Consider the following 17,823-nt stretch of genomic DNA (forward strand, 5'->3'; position numbering starts at 1 on the left):
ATTAGCCCTCCTTTTCAATTTTGGTCAGGCAGTCGCGCAGCGCCAGCCCATATTCATATTTCGCCGGACAGGCAAAGCCCACAAGGCCCAGATCCTCTTCGTCCAGCTCCAGCGCGCCCAGTGCCTGAGCGGTATCGGTGTCCATCACCAGCAGCGCCCGCAGCAGCTGGGTCGGCAGATAGTCCTGCGGCATCAGCTCTTCGAACGTGCCCGTGGGTACCATCGCGCGGCGGCCACCGTTCAGGTTGCTGGTCAGGTTGTAGAGCTTGCGAGCAAAGGCCGATCCAAGAACCGGCTGGATCGCGAATTTCGACGGCATCGGAAGAATCCAGCCCATAGTGTGCTGGTCGTGGTCTTCGCGAATGATCGAAATCTGACGAGCGAAACGCCCCAGATAAGCGGTCGGACCGTCGGCCTGCGTTCCGGACAGGATCGAGCCCGAGATGATCCGGGCGGTGCCGTCCACATCAACCTCATCGCGGGTCAGGTCATCGGTCGAGGCGCCCATCACGGTGCGGATCAGACGCGGTTGCCGCGCGCCCGGACCACTCAGAGCGATCACAACGTTGGGGTCCAGATGCCCGGTTTGAAACAACCGGCCAATGGCGATCACGTCCTGATAGCCGATGGTCCAGACCTGCTTGTCACCTGCCAGCGGCTCAAGGAAGTGAATGTGCGTGCCAGCCAGACCCGAGGGATGCGGGCCCGAGAAGGCTGCAGCCTCGACACCCGCCACATCCGCACCCGGAATGGAATCACCGTCCTTGTGGCACAGATAGGTTTTGCCCTCGGTCAGCTTGGAAATCGCACCCAGGCCCGCAGCAAACGCTTCACCCGCATCGGCAATGATCACGGCGGCGTCGGCCGCAAGCGGTTCGCTATCCATCGCAGTAACGAAAATCGCTGCCGGAGAGGTGCCCGGCACGGGCATCTTGGAATAGGGGCGCGTGCGGAAAGCCGTCCACAGGCCCGCTGCGCACAGCTTATCGGCCACACCTTCGGCGCTGTCACCGCTGCCGACACCCGAGAAATCAACACCTGTGTCGTTCGGGTCCGAAACCTCGATCACGACGCTCTGCAGCACGCGGCGGGCGCCGCGATTGATCGCCACGACTTTGCCGCTAAGCGGAGCCACCATCATCGCCTGAGGCACATCCTTGTGACAGAACAGCGGTGTACCGCGCTGAACCGTGTCACCTTCCTGAACCAGCATACGCGGTTTCAGGCCGAGGTAATCGCCCCCCAACACTCCGACAGTTTTGAATTCTGGTCCCGGATGGATGGTTTGTTCCGGCGCGCCCTGCACCGGCAACTCCAACCCTTTTTTCAGTTTGAAAGTTTGCATGTCGCTACTGTCTTCCAAGCCTCTTTACCTGCGCCAGCCATGCCGACACCTTTTCAGGGTCAGACAATAACGCGGGATTTCCAGACCGTCGTCGCAAAAGCGTCGAAATGCGTCCGAATTCCGCGGGCGTAATTCTGATTGTGGCCCCTTTACGCGGGGATGATGCTAAAAGCAAACCTGTTACCGTCAAAACTGCACTTTGAATGGCACTTTCCGCGGAAGATTTACGTTTTGTCGCAGCTCAATTTGCGTGTCGCACCCGGAAAGCTTCCAGTGTAAGCAAATCCAATGGAACAGACGAGCGATCTTGAGATTTTTCTGGTGGCCACCCCCGGGCTTGAGGCGCCATTGCACGCCGAGACCGTCGAGAAGGGATTCGCAGCCGCCAAAATCGTACCCGGCGGGGTCAGTTGCCGTGGAGACTGGCCCGAGGTCTGGCGCGCGAACCTGTGTCTGCGCGGGGCAAACAAGGTTCTTGTCAGATTGGGCAGCTTTCCCGCAGTTCATCTGGCGCAGCTCGACAAGCGGGCGCGCAAGTTTCCGTGGTCCGATATCCTGCGCCCTGACGTTCCGGTCAAGGTCGAAGCCACCAGCCGCAAGTCGCGTATCTATCACGCAGGCGCCGCCCGCCAGAGGATCGAGCGGGCGATCTCGGAAACGCTGGGGGCACCGATTTCATCTGATGCGGGCCTGCGCGTCTTGCTGCGCATCGAAAAGGATATCTGTACCTTGTCCGTCGACACCTCGGGCGAGCCATTGCACAAACGCGGCCATAAACCGGCAGTGGCCAAGGCTCCGATGCGCGAAACGATGGCGGCGATGTTTCTGCGTGAATGCGGCTTTGACGGCTCAGAACCCGTTCTGGACCCGATGTGCGGTTCGGGCACATTTGTCATCGAAGCCGCCGAGATCGCCCTAGACCTGAACCCCGGTCGATCCCGCCATTTTGCTTTCGAAGACCTGCACGGGTTCGAATCGAAAGCCTGGGCCGCAATGCAACAGACTGACGCGCGGTCGGAAACGGACATGGTGTTTCATGGCTCAGACCGAAACGCCGGCGCTGCGGACGCGGCCACCACCAATGCCGACCGGGCCGGAGTTGCCGCACACACCCGGTTTCAGTGCAAGTCGGTCAGTGACATCAAACCTCCGGCGGGTCCTGCAGGTTTGGTCATCGTCAACCCGCCCTATGGCGCCAGAATCGGAGACGAAAAGCGCCTGCGCTCTCTGTACGGCAGTCTGGGCAAAGTTCTAATGTCACGATTCAGCGGCTGGCGTGTTGGAATAGTGACCAGCAACCAGTCGCTCGCCCGCGCAACACGGCTGCCTTTGCTGCCCCTGGGACCCGTAGTGGATCATGGCGGCACGAAAATCCGGCTATACCGAACCGATCCCTTGCCCTGACGGGAAATCCGTGTCGCCCGCCCGCCTGGAAATCCTGCGCGGGACGTCAAAAACCCTCTTGCACATCCAAATCCCCGGGTATAGATCACCCGCCACGGTCGGAGTGTAGCTCAGCCTGGTAGAGCACTGTCTTCGGGAGGCAGGGGTCGGAGGTTCGAATCCTCTCACTCCGACCAATAAAATCAGACACTTACGCTGATTTCTCGCCTCTCAAAATTTCCCTGTTTTCGTTACGCGTAATGGTTTGCGGTAACATGTCCGATTCCGCGCACCAGACCCGGTTTGATCATCGTGATCATGTTCTGGTTAACATGCCTGACCTATGCTGCAATCTCGGCCTGGCTCTTAGTCGATTTCAGTGCTCGCACCCCGAACTCAACGTATTTTGCCGACCTTGTATTTTCGTATGGTTTCTTGGTCATCCCAATCTTCTCAAAAGTGATGCAGCACGTGCTGCATGTCTTCTCTGTAGCGTTGGTGACAATGGGAAATTGCAGCGGGAAAAATCTATCAGCGGAAGTGTTTAGCTGTTTGGTAACGACCCATTCTAACTCGGTTCATCTATCCGGGCGGAAAAACGGCGGTCTTTTTTACTGTTCCATAGACAAAGCTGGTATCGATCGAGGCTATCCCGCCGATCGGATGAATTCGGTGACGAATAAATTCCTCATAGGCCTCGAGGTCCGATACCAAAACCCGCAACTGATAGTCCATTGCCCCGGTCAGCACGTGGCATTCAAGAACTTCATCGATCATCCGAACACGCTTTTCAAAGTTCTGAACGTCCGTTTCATTGTGCCTCTCTAACCGGATACGCACGAAGACGGTAATGGCCATCCCATACGCGGCAGCGTCAACGTCGGCGCTGTATCCCTTTATCACTCCGTTGGCTTCGAGGTTTTTGACCCGGCGCAAACACGGCGAGGGGGACAAGTTCACTTCGTCGGCAAGATTCTGGTTCGTCATGCGCCCGTCCCGCTGCAGCGCTCGAATGATTTGCCTGTCCTTGGCGTCCATTTCACCCTCTTGCTTGGCAGAATATGCCAATATTACCATTCAATTTGGTATAATTGGCAACCATTAGCCCAAAGTAAAGGCGCAATCTGGCTCCAACATGCATCAGGAGCTTGCAATGACTCGTTCAACCGGATTTGCCACCCGCGCCATTCACCACGCTTACAACCCTCTGGAAAATGACGGCGCGCTGACACCACCTCTGCATTTGACGTCCACGTTTACCTTTGAAACCGCAGAGGCTGGCGGAGAGATGTTCGCGGGCGAACGTGAAGGTCATATCTACAGCCGTATTTCAAACCCCACATGCGACCTTCTAGAACAACGCATTGCCGTGCTTGAAGGAGCCGAGGCCGGGCTAGCTCTCTCAAGCGGCATGGGGGCGATCACGGCAGTGCTTTGGACCCTGCTGTCGCCAGGTGACGAAGTCATCGTGGACAAAACACTCTATGGCTGCACCTTCGCCTTTATGCGTCATGGTTTGGCGAAATGGGGGGTCACGATCACGCACGTCGACATGACAGACCCCGAGAACCTGAAAGCGGCCGTTTCTGACAAAACCCGCGTTGTCTATTTCGAAACTCCGGCCAATCCGAACATGCGCTTGGTGGACATCGCCGCCAGCGCCAAAATTGCGCACTCGGTCGGTGCAACGGTTGTCGTTGATAACACCTATGCCAGCCCGTATCTGACCCGCCCGATCGAGCACGGGGCAGATATCGTTCTGCACTCCGCTACCAAATACCTGGGTGGGCATGGCGATGTGGTTGCCGGTCTGGTTGTAGGAACCGCCGAACAGATTGCTGAGATCCGCCTTGTTGGGATGAAGGACATGACTGGCGCGGTAATGGCCCCTTTCAACGCGATGCTGATCCTGCGTGGTCTGAAGACACTGAACCTGCGTCTGGATCGTCACTGTGCGTCCGCCAAGATCGTCGCAGATTTTCTCGAAGCACATCCCGCTGTCGGCGAAGTTTATTTCCCCGGTCTTGAGAGTTTCGCCCAGCACGATGTCGCGCAGCGACAGATGTCCCAACCGGGTGCTATGATAGCGTTCGAGATCAAGTCCGGCCTGTCCGGTGGGATTGAATTCATGAACCGTCTGAACATGATCCAGCGCGCGGTTTCCCTGGGCGACGCGGAAACACTGATCCAGCACCCCGCATCCATGACTCATTCGACGTATACCCCGGAAGAGCGGGCCGAGCATGGCATCAGCGATGGCCTGATCCGTCTGTCCGTCGGGCTGGAGGATGTCGACGATATCCTTGCAGATTTGGAGCAAGCTTTGCCCTACCCTGCCCGCAGCGCCGCCTGAACCCGGAGATCGCCATGCACATTGATCCCACCCAACTGAAGATCGTCGAACAGCGCCTGCTGTGGTTGTCGCATTGGATGATCCACCATGCCAACCATGTCCGACCAAAGGTGGATGGGATCAAGATCGGTGGCCATCAGGCTTCGTCCGCTTCGATGGTATCGATTATGACCGCGCTCTATTTCTCGGCCTTGCGGCCTGAGGACCGGGTTGCAGTCAAACCCCATGCCTCGCCGGTTTTTCACGCGATGCAGTATCTCATGGGCAATCAAACGCGCGAGAAGATGGAGAATTTTCGCGGATTTGGAGGTGTGCAAAGTTATCCCAGCCGGACCAAGGACATTGATGATGTTGATTTCTCGACCGGGTCGGTGGGTCTGGGTGTCGCGATCACCTCGTTTGCCTCGATCATTCAGGATTACATCAAGGCCAAAAGCTGGGGCTCAGACGCGCCAATGGGACGTATGGTAGCCCTAGTGGGCGATGCCGAACTGGATGAAGGCAACGTCTATGAGGCATTACAGGAAGGCTGGAAGAACGACCTGCGAAACACGTGGTGGATCATCGATTACAACCGACAGTCGCTGGACGGTATCGTCCGGGAAGGACTGTTTGAACGGATCGAGAAAATCTTCGATGCGTTCAGTTGGGATGTCGTGCGTGTTAAATATGGCGTACTTCAACGCGCGGCCTTTGAAGAGCCCGGCGGCGGCCGCCTGCGTGATTGGATCGACGCCTGCCCCAACCAGGATTACTCCGCTTTGACTTTCATGGGTGGTGCGAATTGGCGACAGCGTCTCATGGACGATCTGGGGGATCAGGGGGATGTAACCGCTCTGATCGAACGGCGCACGGATGCAGAGCTCGCTGCACTTATGGAGAACCTCGGCGGCAACTGCGTCGAGACCATGGCCCAGACATTTGCCGACATTGATCATGATCGCCCAACATGTTTCCTGGCCTACACCGTCAAAGGATGGGGCACCCCCATCGCAGGCCACAAGGACAATCACGGCGGGCTGATGAACAATAGCCAGTTCGCCGCGTGGCAGTCGCATATGGGTGTGCCGAAGGGCGAAGAATGGGAGCCACTCGCGACAGTGCAGGACCCAGACGCCCTCAAGGATTTTCTGGCCAAAACACCGTTCTTTGCCAAAGGTCCGCGCCGCTATTTTGATGACAAGCTGGATGTGCCGCCAATCGAAATCGACACCAGCCGCGAAATCTCGACACAGATGGCGTTTGGCAAGATCCTAGACGATCTATCAAAAGGCGACAGCCCATTGGCCGAACGCATAGTGACGACCTCCCCAGATGTGACAGGCACGACAAGCCTTGGTCCTTGGGTGAACCGACGCAAGCTATTTGCCCGATCCGAACAATCCGATGCTTTCATCGAACACCGGATCCCTTCGACGGCGAAATGGGAATTCACGCCGGAAGGGCAGCATATCGAGCTTGGTATCGCCGAAATGAACCTCATGTTGCTTCTGGGAGCGGCGGGTCTGTCGCATTCCCTGTTCGGTAAGCGGCTGATCCCAATTGGCACCGTCTATGATCCATTTGTCAGCCGCGGCCTCGATGCGCTGAATTACGCCTGTTATCAGGACGCGCGCTTCATGCTGGTTGGCACACCTTCGGGCGTTACACTGGCCCCCGAAGGTGGAGCACACCAATCCGTTGGAACACCGCTGATCGGGATGAGCCAGGACGGGCTGGCCGCTTTTGAACCCGCCTTTGCCGACGAGCTAGCGGTGATCATGGAGTGGGCCTTTGATTACATTCAGCGCGACGGCGAAGGGCAGCCGGACGAGCGCACCTGGCTGCGCGATGAAACCGGAGGGTCCGTCTATCTGCGCCTGACCACCAACCCGATTGAACAGCCTGGAAAACGTGTCGACGATGAGTTCCACCAAGGTGCCATTGATGGGGCCTATTGGTTGCGAAAACCGGGACCCAATTGCGAAGTGGTAATCGCCTATCAAGGAGCAGTCGCGCCAGAGGCAATCAAAGCCGCTGGTATGATTGGCGAGGGCCGTCGCGACATAGGTGTTTTGGCCGTGACATCGGCAGATCGCCTGAATGCCGGTTGGACTGCCGCCCAACGAGCGCGTTCTCGCGGTAACCAAGCGGCACGCTCCCACATCGAAACCCTGATGTCCGACCTTCCGCCGCACTGTAAGCTCGTCACCGTCATCGATGGTCATCCTGCAACTCTCTCCTGGCTCGGGGCAGTGCTTGGACATCAGACTATTCCAATGGGCGTTGAGCATTTTGGTCAGACCGGAACAATCGGCGATCTATATCGCCACCACTGCATCGATGCAGACGCTATTCTGGAGAAAGTGAATGGCCTGACCCATGGCCGGACTCTTCACCGTGCATAAGTGGGTTGGATTTGGGTAGAGAAAACAGAGATCAAACCAGCTCTGAACTTAGACCAAAGCAGCTACAGGGGTATGTAGACAATGCTCCATAGACGAAAACCAATAACTTGGCTGCCAGCACCGATCTTCGGGAGGCATGGGGCGGAGGTTCGAATCCTCTCACTCCGACCAATAAAACAAGGTGCCCGAGGACGCCTTTGTTGTTTTTTTTGGATTTTTGAACGCATTGATCTTCGCAACGTTTAAATCGCCCGCGCGCTCATTTCGTTCCCACCCATTGAATCCAAACACCGCAACCCCACCTCAAACCTCCCAGCCCATAATCCCGACAGCTTTCTTTAGCGCGTCGGAACTACCGGACCGGCAACCTCTTTCCGGCGTTTCTTGTTAAGTAGCGAGATAAGCCGTGGCGTTACCCTATTGTCAGATGGTGTTGTCCAGTTTCACACCGTGGCGGGCCTGAATCTGGTGGCTGAAGCCTTGCGTGATGCGGTCGGCAATCATGGCGATGATGGCCATACCGATCCCGGCGGTCATGCCAACCCCGAAGTCACCGTCCCCAAGCCCGATGTAAATCTGCTGACCCAGATCATCCGTGCCCACCAACGCGGTGATCACCAGCATCGAAATACCGAACATGATCGTCTGGTTCAGCCCCAGCATGATCGACGGCACCGCCAGCGGCAGCTTTACCTGCCACAGTGATTGTTGGGGTGTTGTCCCGATGGCCGTCGCAGCCTCGATCACGTCATGGGGCAGATTGCGCAGACCGTGCTCGGTGTATCGGATCGCGGGGACGATCGCATAAACGATGATGGCCAGCAGAGCGGTAAACTCACCGATCTTGAACACCATCACAAAGGGGATGAGGATCACGAACAGAGGCATGGTCTGCAGCGTGTCGATGACAGGCCGCACCATGCGCGAGACGGTGTCATTCTCGGACGCCCAGATGCCGATTGCGCTGCCGAACAGGAAGGACAGCAGAACCCCGACCCCACAAAGATACAGAGAGATGACCGAAGGTTCCCATATCCCGGTCAGCAACAGGAAAGCGACCCCGGCCAGCGCCCATAGGGCGAGGTTCGTGCCACCGGCCTGCCAAGCCAGGGCGATGATGATTGCGCAGAGTGCAATCCAGGCCAGACCGGTCAACCCGGAATACAGAACCAGAGCGAACAGGATGACCCAAAGCGCCGGCAGCAACCGCCCCTTGATGGCCAGATACCCCGCCACCGCCGCAACAATCAACGCATAGCCCACAGTCACAGCCGGGGTCATGGCAAAGCCCCAGGTGAACGGGCTGACGGCCTTTACCAGGCCGATCTTGATCGGCAGCATGAGGTAGAACAGCGCCGCCCGCTTGATCGCCTCAAGCACAGTGCGGAATTCGACAAACACCCATTCCAGACCCGCATTCATTGCCGGGGCCGGGTTCAGGACCCATGCCTCGGGCCAGTCCTTGAGCGGCGAAAGGACCAGAGCCAGCAGCCAGGCCGCTCCAAACAGAACGGCGCATGTGATCCACCCTGACGCCTTGCGCTGAGTCGAATTGGATTGCACCGCAAATCCCCAGGTGATCCGGTCCAGCACCATCGCCATCAGCGCAATCACGATCCCGGCCAGCAGGCTTTCTCCGAACTGTGCCTTGCGCATGGTCGACAGCACTTCCCAACCGATATCGTTGGTGCCCCCGATGATCGAGGCGATGATGACCATCGACAGGGACGCCATCGTTGTCTGGTTTACGCCCAGCAGAACTTGCCGCTGCGCCGTTGGCACCCGCACGCGCCAGAACAGTTGCGACGGGGTGGCACCGCTCATCAGGCCGGACTCGATCACCTCATCCGGGACACCGCGCAGGCCGACGATGGTGTTGCGCACCATCGGAGGGAAGGCAAACAGGATCGAGGCGACCAGACCGACCGTTGTGCCAAAGCCGAACAGCAAGAGGATCGGCAGCAGGTATGCAAAGGCGGGCACTGTCTGCATCAGGTCCAAAACGGGCATGATGATCCGATAAGCCCGCTCTGACATGAACCCCCACGTTCCCAGCGCAAAGCCCAAAACAACCGCCATCGGGATCGATACACACACCAGAGCGAAAGAGTTCATCGACTGGGTCCAGAACCCGAACGTCACCATGTAAAGCAGGCTGGCCGCGGTGAAGACCGCCAGCCCCTTGCCCCCGGCGCGCAAGGCCAGAAAAACCCACAGAACAAACCAGGCCGCCCAGGGCACCGCGTGCAGAACCGTCTTGGCCAGCAGGATCGGCCAGTCCAAAAGCCATGAAATGGCCTTGAAGAACCACCCGAAGGTCACAACGAACCACCGCATCGCGGTGTTCATCGGATCGGTCACCGGCAGAACCAGTGCGTCGGGATAGGTCACCAGCGGCCCGAGGTTTTTGGCAAAAACAACACAAACCGCCACCAGAATCGTGACCACAAGCCAGACCACCAGCGATCTGTTCGAAGCTGCGTCCATAGTGTCAGTCCTTGACCGCAGAGGCATCCGAGACACCGCTGGCCAAAGCGGCAATCACGTTCTGGCTGGTCATGTGCACCAGCGCATTGTCGTCCCGGCGCACCGCAACACCGGTGTCATGCGAGGCCAGATAGGGCAGCAGGTCGGCCACGTTGGTCGAGGCCGGAACCTCTTTGATCCCGGCGGGCGGCGCGTTGTCCGAGGCCACATCGCCTGCGGTCAAGATCAGCTCCCACGGGACATCATTGGTGAATTCGCGGACATAATCATCGACCGGGTTCAGGATCAGGTCCACCGGACGTCCGATCTGAACAACCGCGCCGTCCTTCATGATGGCCATCCGGTCGGCGATGCGCAGCGCCTCAAGGAAATCATGGGTGATGAAGACGATGGATTTGTGCAGTTCTTGCTGCAGCCGCAGGAATTCGTCCTGCATCTGGCGGCGGATCAAAGGGTCCAGCGCACTGAAGGGCTCATCAAGGAACCAGACCTCGGGCTCTACCGCCAGCGACCGGGCAATACCGACACGCTGTTGCTGTCCACCGGACAATTGGCTGGGGAAGCTGCTTTCCCGCCCCTCCAGACCGACCAGCGAGATCACCCGCTGGGCCCTCTCCAGGCGTTCCTTGTCATCCAGACCCTGCAGTTTCAGCGGAAAGGCCACGTTCTCCAGAACGTTCAGATGCGGCATCAGGCCAAAGCTCTGGAACACCATCCCCATCTTGTGCCGACGAATGTCGATCAGCTCCTTCGAGGACACTTTCAGCAGGTCCTCTCCGTCCAGCAGAATCTCTCCGGCAGTGGGTTCGACCAGACGGGACAGGCAGCGCACGATGGTGGACTTGCCCGAGCCCGACAGCCCCATGATCACGAAAATCTCGCCCGGCATGACGTCAAAACTGACGTCGGTCGACGCAACGATACCACCATTGTCCCGAATACGTTGCGCTATCGCCTTGGCTTCGTCGGGCTCCTGCCCGGCGACGTCGACGGTGCTCAGATGCTGGTCCGTCCCTTTGCCGTAGAGCTTCCAGACATGCTTGCAGGACAGTTTCGGGGTGGTGGTCGGGGAGGGTGTGGTCATTTCGGCAGCCTTGAAAAAGGTGGAGCACGCATATGGCGCTCCACCGGAAGCGTTGGTGTTTATTGCTTTGCGGCTTCAACCCAGGGCTGCCAGACGTCCTGGTTTGCACCCATCCATTCGGCCACGACCTCTTTCACTTCGCGCCCGTTCTGATCCACTTCCAGGATCAGGGCGTTTTGCACATCGTTGGTCATGCTCATCAGTTCGACCATCTTCATCGCATCCGGATAGGTCGACGCGAAATCCTTGGCGACGATCTTGTCGACGGTCGCCTGCTGAAAGCCACAGGCCTCACCGCGTTTCTGGCTGGCCTCGTCGCAGGTGCCGTGCGGCGTGTCCCATTCGACCCATTCAACCTCGGTATCCGCGAATACCCAATGCGGTTGCCACATCATCATCAGAATCGGCTGCTCTGCGGCAACGGCACTTTTGAGTTCGGCCAGCATCGCGCCCTCCGAGCCACCGGGTACCGGCTTGAACGGCAGGTCGATCAGTTTGACCAGATCGGCTGAACGGGTTCCCCAGTCCGCCGGATAGGTGATCAGACGGCCATCGGGGAAGGTGTCTGCGGCGGCGAAGGCCTGCGCGCAGTCATAAAGCGCCTCATAGGCGGGCAGACCCGGGCAGAGATCGGCCATGTACGGGGGGTAAATCCAACCTTCCTGCGGCTCGAGCCCCAGCCCGCCGACAACAATGATGTCCCCGGCTTCGACAGCCTTGGGGTAGATGTCGCCCACGTTATTGGTCCACAGTTCGGGCTGATAATGCAGGCTGCCTTCGGCAATCGCAGCCAGCTGTGGCACGGCACCGGCGGTAACGTATTCGACCTCGTGGCCCAGCTCTTCGAACAGTGCGCCCGCGAAATGGGCCGAGATATGCTGGCCCGTCCATTCGTTGACGGCAATCTTGATCGGATCAGCAAGCGCCGCGCCCTGCGTCAACATAAGCGTAGCGGAAGCCAGCAAAGCGGGCCTCATTTTGCGTGAGAATTTCATGGTTAACCTCCGTTGGTGCGTTGGCCGTTTTCGGCCTTTTGTGCCCGCATCGAAAAACAGTACAGCTGCAGGTAATTTGATGCATTGGATCATTTTATGTCAACTGCGTTTGTTTTTCACCTTCCCGAATGGTACTTTCGTATCCATTACGCTGAGCATGAAAGCGATCCTAACATGAGAAAGCAGACCATCAAGAACATGCGTCGCAAGCAATTGACCGAGGCGGCGTTTGAAATTCTCAAAACTCATGGAATCGCGGGGACGACTTTTGACAAGGTTGCCAAAGAAGCAGGTGTCTCCAAAGGCGTGGTGCAGCACTATTTCCCAGGAAAAGAAGCCTTGTTCGAGGCTGTTTTGCGTGAAGCCAACGCCAAAACCCGCCGCTGTGTGACCGCGTTACTTGCCCATAGTGACACACCGTCAGAGCGGTTATACGCAATCTTATACGGCAATTTCGCTCCGCCGCTTTTTCAGCATGAATTCTGCTGTGCCTGGGTCAGTTTATGCGCAGAGGTGCCGCAGAACGCCCAATATTTACGCATACAAAATGCCATCCATTCCCGAATGCGCAGCAACCTGATGAGCGCCTTGCGCCATATGGTTGAACCGGCCTTGGCCGAACAGATTGCCTTTAACCTGACAACGCTGATCGACGGGATATGGATGCGGGCCGCCTTGCAGGCAAAACCAATTTCCCCGGCCGAGGCCGTGTCTCATATGGAGTTTGCACTGAACCGGTTGTTTCGCAATACGGCGGTCGACAGTGCGAACCTGCAGGCGGCGCGCGAAAAAATTGCGCAAGTCAGCGGAATCCTGTTTAAAATTTGAGGAAAGACAGCAAGGGGTCGCGGCAGTTTCGCCCGTAATCAGGCGCCGCGATTGCTGATCGCATGGGGTCTTTTGCCCTGCCAAGTGCCTATATTCTAATTTAAACTTGAAATTCCCGGAACTTGACGGCTAAGTGCACGCCGTACGATTTTCCTGTTTCAAGAGTAAAAAATGGCGACCAGTTTTACCGTTTTCTCTCTCGGATCCCTGCCGATCTGGGATACTGTCGAAGGCAACCAAACCCTTGCGACCGGTAATGTTAATGCGGCCCTTGGCACCTATGGCTCTGCTGGCGATCCGCTCTATGACAGCAGGCAGACCTTTGCCGAGGCGGGTGCGGGTTTCGGCGGCGGAGACGCGAACACCTATGATCTGAACAACAATAACTCGAACGATCAGTTCAGCATCGATGGAGGCCCTCCCCAGACCTTTGATGCCTCGATGATTTTCAACGCGGTCATCACATATAACGACGGCACCACCGCCAACATAACGGCCGTTGTTTTCCAGGACACCAACGGCAACACCTATTGGGCACCGGAATTCGAGGAAAACGCTGACCAGGACGCGATCGAGGAAAGCGCGATCCAGTCGATTCAACTGGTGTCGCCGATTTATGCGAACGGTTTCAACACCGGATATTCGCTGACCGGGGTAAGGGTCGATTCCAATCCACTGTGTTTTGCACGGGGCGCAATGATCGCCTGCCCCGACGGTCCGCGAGCAATCGAAAACCTGCAAGCCGGAGATCTGGTGCTGACCATGGATAATGGCGCGCAACCGATCCGCTGGATTGGTCGTCGCACCATGGCCGCCATTGGGAAATTTGCGCCGGTCAGAATTCGGGCGGGTGTTCTTGGCGCGCAAGAGACGCTGGAAGTCAGCCCGCAGCATCGCATCCTGTTACAGGGGGCCGAGGTCGAGTTGCAATTCGCCTGCCCGCAGGTTTTCGCCGCCGCCACTCATCTGGTTGACGGTGACGGGGTGTCCGTGCGGGAAGGTGGAGAAGTCGAGTATTTCCATTTGCTTTTTGACGAGCATCAGATCGTCTGGGCCAATGGCGTCGCGTCTGAAAGCCTCTTTTTGGGGAAAACGGGCATGGCCTCACTTGATGATGACAGCATCGCCGAGATTCAGACCATGTTCCCGGAACTCGATCTCGCCTCGGGGCAAGGCTATGAGTCAGCCCGCCCGGTTCTCAAATCATTTGAGGCGTCCCTGTTGGTCACACAACCGGCGGCCAAGAAACCTGACACATTGGTCGAGGCCGCCTAAGGCACCGCAACGATTTGGGCCGCAAGCGTTCAGGTTCTTCGGACCCCCTAGCTTGGCCGCATTGCGACAAGAACGACGTCAAGCTTATCTTCCAGGGCCTGCAACTTTTTCAGGTCTTCTTTCGGCAGGTTGGCCGTATCGGCGTCAACTGCGGCAAGCGCGACAACCGGGCGTCCGATTTCCTGTTCAAGCGCCTGAACCGCGTTGAGCTTGTCGGCCTCAAGCGTTGCAAGTGGGTAAAGCATGGCAATCTCCTGTCTACTGATGACCAGGAGTATAGCCGAGTTTCCGGAAATTTCCCCCTATTTGCCAAGTTCTTGCCGATGCGCAGCCGGATGGCGGCAAAAAACAGTGAGAGCCGCGACCAAACAGAAACCCCGGAGAGCGCCAAGCCTGCATCCGTTTCAATATCAGTTTTTCCGCTGAAAATCATAGTGGTGCGGGTGGAGGGACTTGAACCCCCACGCCTTGCGGCGCCAGAACCTAAATCTGGTGCGTCTACCAATTTCGCCACACCCGCAGTACCGGCCCTGAGTACCGGAATGACGTGCTCAATAACAAAGCCTGTGGTCGAGTGCGAGAGGGAAATTCACTTGCGCGCAAGATTATTGAGCGCGGCCCCATGGCAATCGAACCTGACGTATTGGTGGCGACCGACCCGCAGCATCAGGCACCGGAATCGCGACCGAATTTTTGACCAGCGCCCTTGCCCCGATTCCGCCTGAACCGTGTCCGCCACCATTTCGACGTTGAGGTGTTATGCTCGAATTACGTCGCCTAGCGCATGATTTTTTAGCTCTGCACGTCACGGAAAAACCCACTACACGTTAAACGCGTCTACGTTGAGTAACGTGCTGCTTCGAAAATAACGCCGAAACCGCCTATTGCGCTCCGCACATCAGAGAGCCCACCCCTTCGGCTCAGCGCAATTCTTACAAGCTTGGTATTTTTGCTTACTATTCATAACATTACAACACGGCTTTCGATCAAAACCGCGCCTCAGAAACGCAGATCAATCACTCATCACTCGGGATCGTGAATTGCCGGAACTCTGATCTTGCGACCATGGGTTGAAAGCCGCCGCAGGGCTCAGACCATATTTGCGCCACATTTCAAACGCCAAAATATCTTATTCGCGTCAAAATAACACCGCCTTGCCAGTAATTTATGGAGAGCGGGAATTAATGAGTCTTTCCTGCCTTCGGGCGCCGTAAGAGTTTTTTGCTCAACTCGAACACAGGGGTCTTAGCCGTGACCAATATGATGAACTCTGCTGCTGCTGAGCAAGACGCTGTTGGTCTTGCACGTGAAAGTTTCCTTGGTGAACTGAAGTCCTTGAATCAGGACCACCCGAACACGGGCTTTGGCGTTTCTTTACGCACGCATTCGGGGGGCCACTATCTGCTCGCCAATTCCCGGATGCCACTGCCGAAATCCAAATCCCAAGGCTTTCCGACCGGACGCCGTTTGGCCCTGCTGGAAAACAGTGAACAGTTCAGTTCAATCGAAGTGCTTGCCGATTCCGGCGCCTACGAAGAAATTTCGCCGGGCGCCGAGGCTGCGATTCTGGGCAATGCGCTGAACCTGATCGCCCGGATCGATATCCTGACCAGCTCTGCTGACGGTCAGGTGCAACCCCACATCGCCGCTACTGGAACCGGAGGCTGAGCATGGCCCGTAACGACCACCTTCTGTCCGTAGGGAACGAAGCACTGACGCCGATGACCTCGGCAATGACGGCGCTGACCACGCAGATCGACCAGCTGACAGAGGTGGCAGATGCGCGGTCCTCGGCGCGGCTTGCAACGCTCAAGACACGCATGGAGAACTTCACGGCCAGCGTGACCTTGGTCGGGCAGGTCAAGGCTGGCAAATCCTCGATCGTGAACATTCTGGCCGGGCGTCCTGCCCTGTTGCCCTCGGATGTGAACCCGTGGACCTCGGTGGTGACCACGCTGAACATCAACACCCGCACCGAAGGCGACAAAAAGGCCAAGTTCACCTTTTTCGAACAGGAAGAATGGGACAATCTGATGGTCGGCGGTGGCCGTCTGGGCGAACTGGCCAACCGGGCCGGTGCCGATGACGAGATGGAAGACATCCGCCGTCAGATCGGTGAGATGAAGGCCAAGTCCGAAGCCCGGCTGGGTCAGCATTTTGACCTGATCCTTGGGCAAAGCCACCAGTACGACTATTTCGACGACGAGCTGATCCAGCGCTATGTCTGCCTGGGCGACGAAGACGACCCGGATATCAACCCGAAAACCGGGCGCTTTGCCGATGTCACCAAGTCGGCGGAATTGTTCATGGACATTCCGCAATATCCGATCTCGCTGAAGCTGTGTGACACGCCCGGCGTCAACGATACCTTCATGGTGCGTGAACAGATCACCCTGCGCAGTCTGCGCGGGTCCGAAGTTTGCGTTGTGGTGCTGGCGGCGAGCCAGGCGCTGACCACCATGGACATGGCGCTGATGCGAATCATCGCGCAGTTCGAAAACCGCCAGATCATCCTGTTTGTGAATCGGATCGACGAGCTGTCCGATCCGGTGAACCAGGTGCCCGAGATTCGTGACCGGATTCAGGACACGCTCAAGCAGAACAATATCGACACCAATACCAGCGTCGTGTTCGGCAGCGCACTCTGGGCCGAGGCAGCCCTGACCGGGAACCCCGATATCCTGTCGGAAGAATCCCGTCAGGCCCTGAACACCTTCTATCTGGCCGCCGGGTTTGGCGATCAGGCGCCCTCGCTCGACAAGATCTGGGCACTGTCGGGTCTGCCTGACCTGCTGCTGGCCATGAATGAGCGTATCGCCGAAGGGGCGGGCAATCGCCTGCTGGACCGCGTCCGTCACCGGGCCCGCAACATTGCCAGCCAGATTCGAGCAACCGCGGTGGCCAAGAACCTGTCCGACGGTCAGGGCGTGGTGCGCGATCTCGACGGTGTTTCGCCAGAAGAGGCCATCGCCAAGGTGACCGAAGAATATGAAAAGAAGGCCGCCGAACTGGCCACCTCTCTGCGTGACAAGGTGTTGGATCGGTTGAATTCGGCCGAGAGGAATTTTGTCAAACGGGCCACGGACTCGTTGATTTCGCATCTGGAACAGAATGGCGAGCAAGGCACCTGGCAGTATGACCCGGCGGGTCTGCGTACCCTGCAAAAGGCCGCCTATTTCAGCTTTGCCCGTGCAATGCGCAAAGACGCCGGGGCGCTCTACAGCGCTGCTGCGGCGGATGTCGAAGCGCTGTATCAAAAGCTGCTGGGCAACCATCTGGGTGAGTTCAGCATCGAGGCCCCCATCGTGCCCCGTGTGCCGCCGCCATTGGGCATTGGCCGCACCATCGCGCTGGACTTGCAAAGCACCTGGTGGCGCCGCTGGTGGCAACGCCGCAAAGGGTTCGAGGCCTATGCCGCGGACTACACGCGCCTGATCGCGTCCGAGGCGAACTCGATCACCAAGGACCTTGAGGAAAACCAGATCGCAGCCGTTCTGGAAAACGTTCGGGCGGGCCTGTCCGACTTCCTGCGCGAGCAGAAAGAGACCCTGCTGAACATTTCGGCCTCGGCCGAGCAGGATCCGGGTCAGGCGGCCCTGATGGCGGGCATGACCCCCAAGAAATCGCGTGACGATATTCTGGGCGACATCCTGAAAGATCTTAGTAACGAGGCAGCATAAGTAGCG

General features: G+C 57.7%; 13 protein-coding genes and 2 tRNA genes. 8 read left to right on the forward strand and 7 right to left on the reverse strand.

Annotation, left to right across the window (positions count from 1 at the left end):
- Nucleotide 1: 1 nt before the first annotated feature.
- Nucleotides 2–1,345, reverse strand: a complete 1,344-nt coding sequence (locus tag ACR0DO_RS10960; RefSeq protein ID WP_480558662.1) for a Na(+)-translocating NADH-quinone reductase subunit A — start codon at nucleotides 1,343–1,345, stop codon at nucleotides 2–4.
- A 288-nt stretch (nucleotides 1,346–1,633) separates the two neighbouring features.
- On the opposite strand from ACR0DO_RS10960, the gene ACR0DO_RS10965 reads away from it, so the two are divergent.
- Together ACR0DO_RS10965 and ACR0DO_RS10970 are read left to right on the forward strand one after the other, a co-directional pair.
- Nucleotides 1,634–2,749, forward strand: coding sequence for a THUMP domain-containing class I SAM-dependent RNA methyltransferase (locus ACR0DO_RS10965; protein WP_480558664.1), 1,116 nt, complete (start codon nucleotides 1,634–1,636; stop codon nucleotides 2,747–2,749).
- Nucleotides 2,750–2,848: 99 nt separating this feature from the next.
- Nucleotides 2,849–2,925: transfer RNA gene (locus ACR0DO_RS10970), tRNA-Pro, on the forward strand.
- A 385-nt stretch (nucleotides 2,926–3,310) separates the two neighbouring features.
- Here the strand turns inward: ACR0DO_RS10970 and ACR0DO_RS10975 are convergent.
- Complete coding sequence (locus ACR0DO_RS10975) at nucleotides 3,311–3,766, reverse strand: Lrp/AsnC family transcriptional regulator (protein ID WP_170446559.1); 456 nt, start codon at nucleotides 3,764–3,766, stop codon at nucleotides 3,311–3,313.
- 115 nt (nucleotides 3,767–3,881) lie between these two features.
- On the opposite strand from ACR0DO_RS10975, the gene ACR0DO_RS10980 reads away from it, so the two are divergent.
- Both ACR0DO_RS10980 and ACR0DO_RS10985 read left to right on the forward strand, forming a co-directional pair.
- The gene (locus ACR0DO_RS10980) at nucleotides 3,882–5,081 is read left to right on the forward strand and encodes a methionine gamma-lyase (protein WP_480558666.1); all 1,200 of its coding nucleotides are present in this window, start codon (nucleotides 3,882–3,884) and stop codon (nucleotides 5,079–5,081) included.
- Between the two features lie 14 nt (nucleotides 5,082–5,095).
- Entirely contained in the window at nucleotides 5,096–7,468 is a 2,373-nt protein-coding gene (locus ACR0DO_RS10985; RefSeq protein ID WP_480558668.1) for a 1-deoxy-D-xylulose-5-phosphate synthase N-terminal domain-containing protein, read from the forward strand.
- A gap of 423 nt (nucleotides 7,469–7,891) precedes the next feature.
- Here ACR0DO_RS10985 and ACR0DO_RS10990 read toward each other — a convergent pair whose 3' ends face one another.
- The 3 genes from ACR0DO_RS10990 to ACR0DO_RS11000 are packed head-to-tail and all read right to left on the reverse strand — an operon-like array spanning nucleotide 7,892 to nucleotide 12,004.
- A complete protein-coding gene (locus ACR0DO_RS10990; RefSeq protein ID WP_480558670.1) occupies nucleotides 7,892–9,955 on the reverse strand; it encodes an ABC transporter permease in 2,064 nt (687 codons plus the stop codon).
- Between the two features lie 4 nt (nucleotides 9,956–9,959).
- On the reverse strand, nucleotides 9,960–11,039 hold the full coding sequence (locus tag ACR0DO_RS10995) for a quaternary amine ABC transporter ATP-binding protein (protein WP_480558672.1): 1,080 nt from the start codon (nucleotides 11,037–11,039) through the stop codon (nucleotides 9,960–9,962).
- 59 nt (nucleotides 11,040–11,098) lie between these two features.
- Nucleotides 11,099–12,004 carry an ABC transporter substrate-binding protein gene (locus tag ACR0DO_RS11000; RefSeq protein WP_480558674.1) on the reverse strand — a complete coding sequence of 302 codons (906 nt, stop codon included), beginning with the start codon at nucleotides 12,002–12,004 and terminating at the stop codon, nucleotides 11,099–11,101.
- Nucleotides 12,005–12,130: 126 nt separating this feature from the next.
- Between ACR0DO_RS11000 and betI the strand changes: the two genes are divergently transcribed.
- Together betI and ACR0DO_RS11010 are read left to right on the forward strand one after the other, a co-directional pair.
- Complete coding sequence (gene betI / locus ACR0DO_RS11005; protein ID WP_480558676.1) at nucleotides 12,131–12,862, forward strand: transcriptional regulator BetI; 732 nt, start codon at nucleotides 12,131–12,133, stop codon at nucleotides 12,860–12,862.
- Between the two features lie 171 nt (nucleotides 12,863–13,033).
- The gene (locus ACR0DO_RS11010) at nucleotides 13,034–14,137 is read left to right on the forward strand and encodes a Hint domain-containing protein (protein ID WP_480558678.1); all 1,104 of its coding nucleotides are present in this window, start codon (nucleotides 13,034–13,036) and stop codon (nucleotides 14,135–14,137) included.
- A 47-nt stretch (nucleotides 14,138–14,184) separates the two neighbouring features.
- Here ACR0DO_RS11010 and ACR0DO_RS11015 read toward each other — a convergent pair whose 3' ends face one another.
- Nucleotides 14,185–14,382: a hypothetical protein gene (locus ACR0DO_RS11015; protein WP_170446574.1), complete on the reverse strand. Its 198-nt coding sequence runs from the start codon at nucleotides 14,380–14,382 to the stop codon at nucleotides 14,185–14,187.
- Between the two features lie 190 nt (nucleotides 14,383–14,572).
- Nucleotides 14,573–14,657, reverse strand: a tRNA-Leu gene (locus ACR0DO_RS11020).
- 740 nt (nucleotides 14,658–15,397) lie between these two features.
- On the opposite strand from ACR0DO_RS11020, the gene ACR0DO_RS11025 reads away from it, so the two are divergent.
- Both ACR0DO_RS11025 and ACR0DO_RS11030 read left to right on the forward strand, forming a co-directional pair.
- Entirely contained in the window at nucleotides 15,398–15,805 is a 408-nt protein-coding gene (locus tag ACR0DO_RS11025) for a hypothetical protein (protein ID WP_480443092.1), read from the forward strand.
- 2 nt (nucleotides 15,806–15,807) lie between these two features.
- Entirely contained in the window at nucleotides 15,808–17,817 is a 2,010-nt protein-coding gene (locus ACR0DO_RS11030; protein WP_480558680.1) for a dynamin family protein, read from the forward strand.
- Nucleotides 17,818–17,823: the final 6 nt, after the last annotated feature.

The sequence above is a fragment of the Ruegeria sp. AM9 genome, from assembly GCF_056540565.1.

Bases quoted from the DNA above. Each gene is read 5' to 3' on its own strand.
- ACR0DO_RS10990 (WP_480558670.1), bottom strand. From the start codon at position 9,955: ATGGACGCAGCTTCGAACAGATCGCTGGTGGTCTGGCTTGTGGTCACG.
- ACR0DO_RS11015 (WP_170446574.1), bottom strand. From the start codon at position 14,382: ATGCTTTACCCACTTGCAACGCTTGAGGCCGACAAGCTCAACGCGGTT.
- ACR0DO_RS11030 (WP_480558680.1), top strand. From the start codon at position 15,808: ATGGCCCGTAACGACCACCTTCTGTCCGTAGGGAACGAAGCACTGACG.
- ACR0DO_RS11010 (WP_480558678.1), top strand. From the start codon at position 13,034: ATGGCGACCAGTTTTACCGTTTTCTCTCTCGGATCCCTGCCGATCTGG.
- ACR0DO_RS10965 (WP_480558664.1), top strand. From the start codon at position 1,634: ATGGAACAGACGAGCGATCTTGAGATTTTTCTGGTGGCCACCCCCGGG.
- ACR0DO_RS10980 (WP_480558666.1), top strand. From the start codon at position 3,882: ATGACTCGTTCAACCGGATTTGCCACCCGCGCCATTCACCACGCTTAC.
- ACR0DO_RS10995 (WP_480558672.1), bottom strand. From the start codon at position 11,039: ATGACCACACCCTCCCCGACCACCACCCCGAAACTGTCCTGCAAGCAT.
- ACR0DO_RS10960 (WP_480558662.1), bottom strand. From the start codon at position 1,345: ATGCAAACTTTCAAACTGAAAAAAGGGTTGGAGTTGCCGGTGCAGGGC.
- ACR0DO_RS10985 (WP_480558668.1), top strand. From the start codon at position 5,096: ATGCACATTGATCCCACCCAACTGAAGATCGTCGAACAGCGCCTGCTG.
- betI (WP_480558676.1), top strand. From the start codon at position 12,131: ATGTCAACTGCGTTTGTTTTTCACCTTCCCGAATGGTACTTTCGTATC.
- ACR0DO_RS10975 (WP_170446559.1), bottom strand. From the start codon at position 3,766: ATGGACGCCAAGGACAGGCAAATCATTCGAGCGCTGCAGCGGGACGGG.
- ACR0DO_RS11025 (WP_480443092.1), top strand. From the start codon at position 15,398: ATGATGAACTCTGCTGCTGCTGAGCAAGACGCTGTTGGTCTTGCACGT.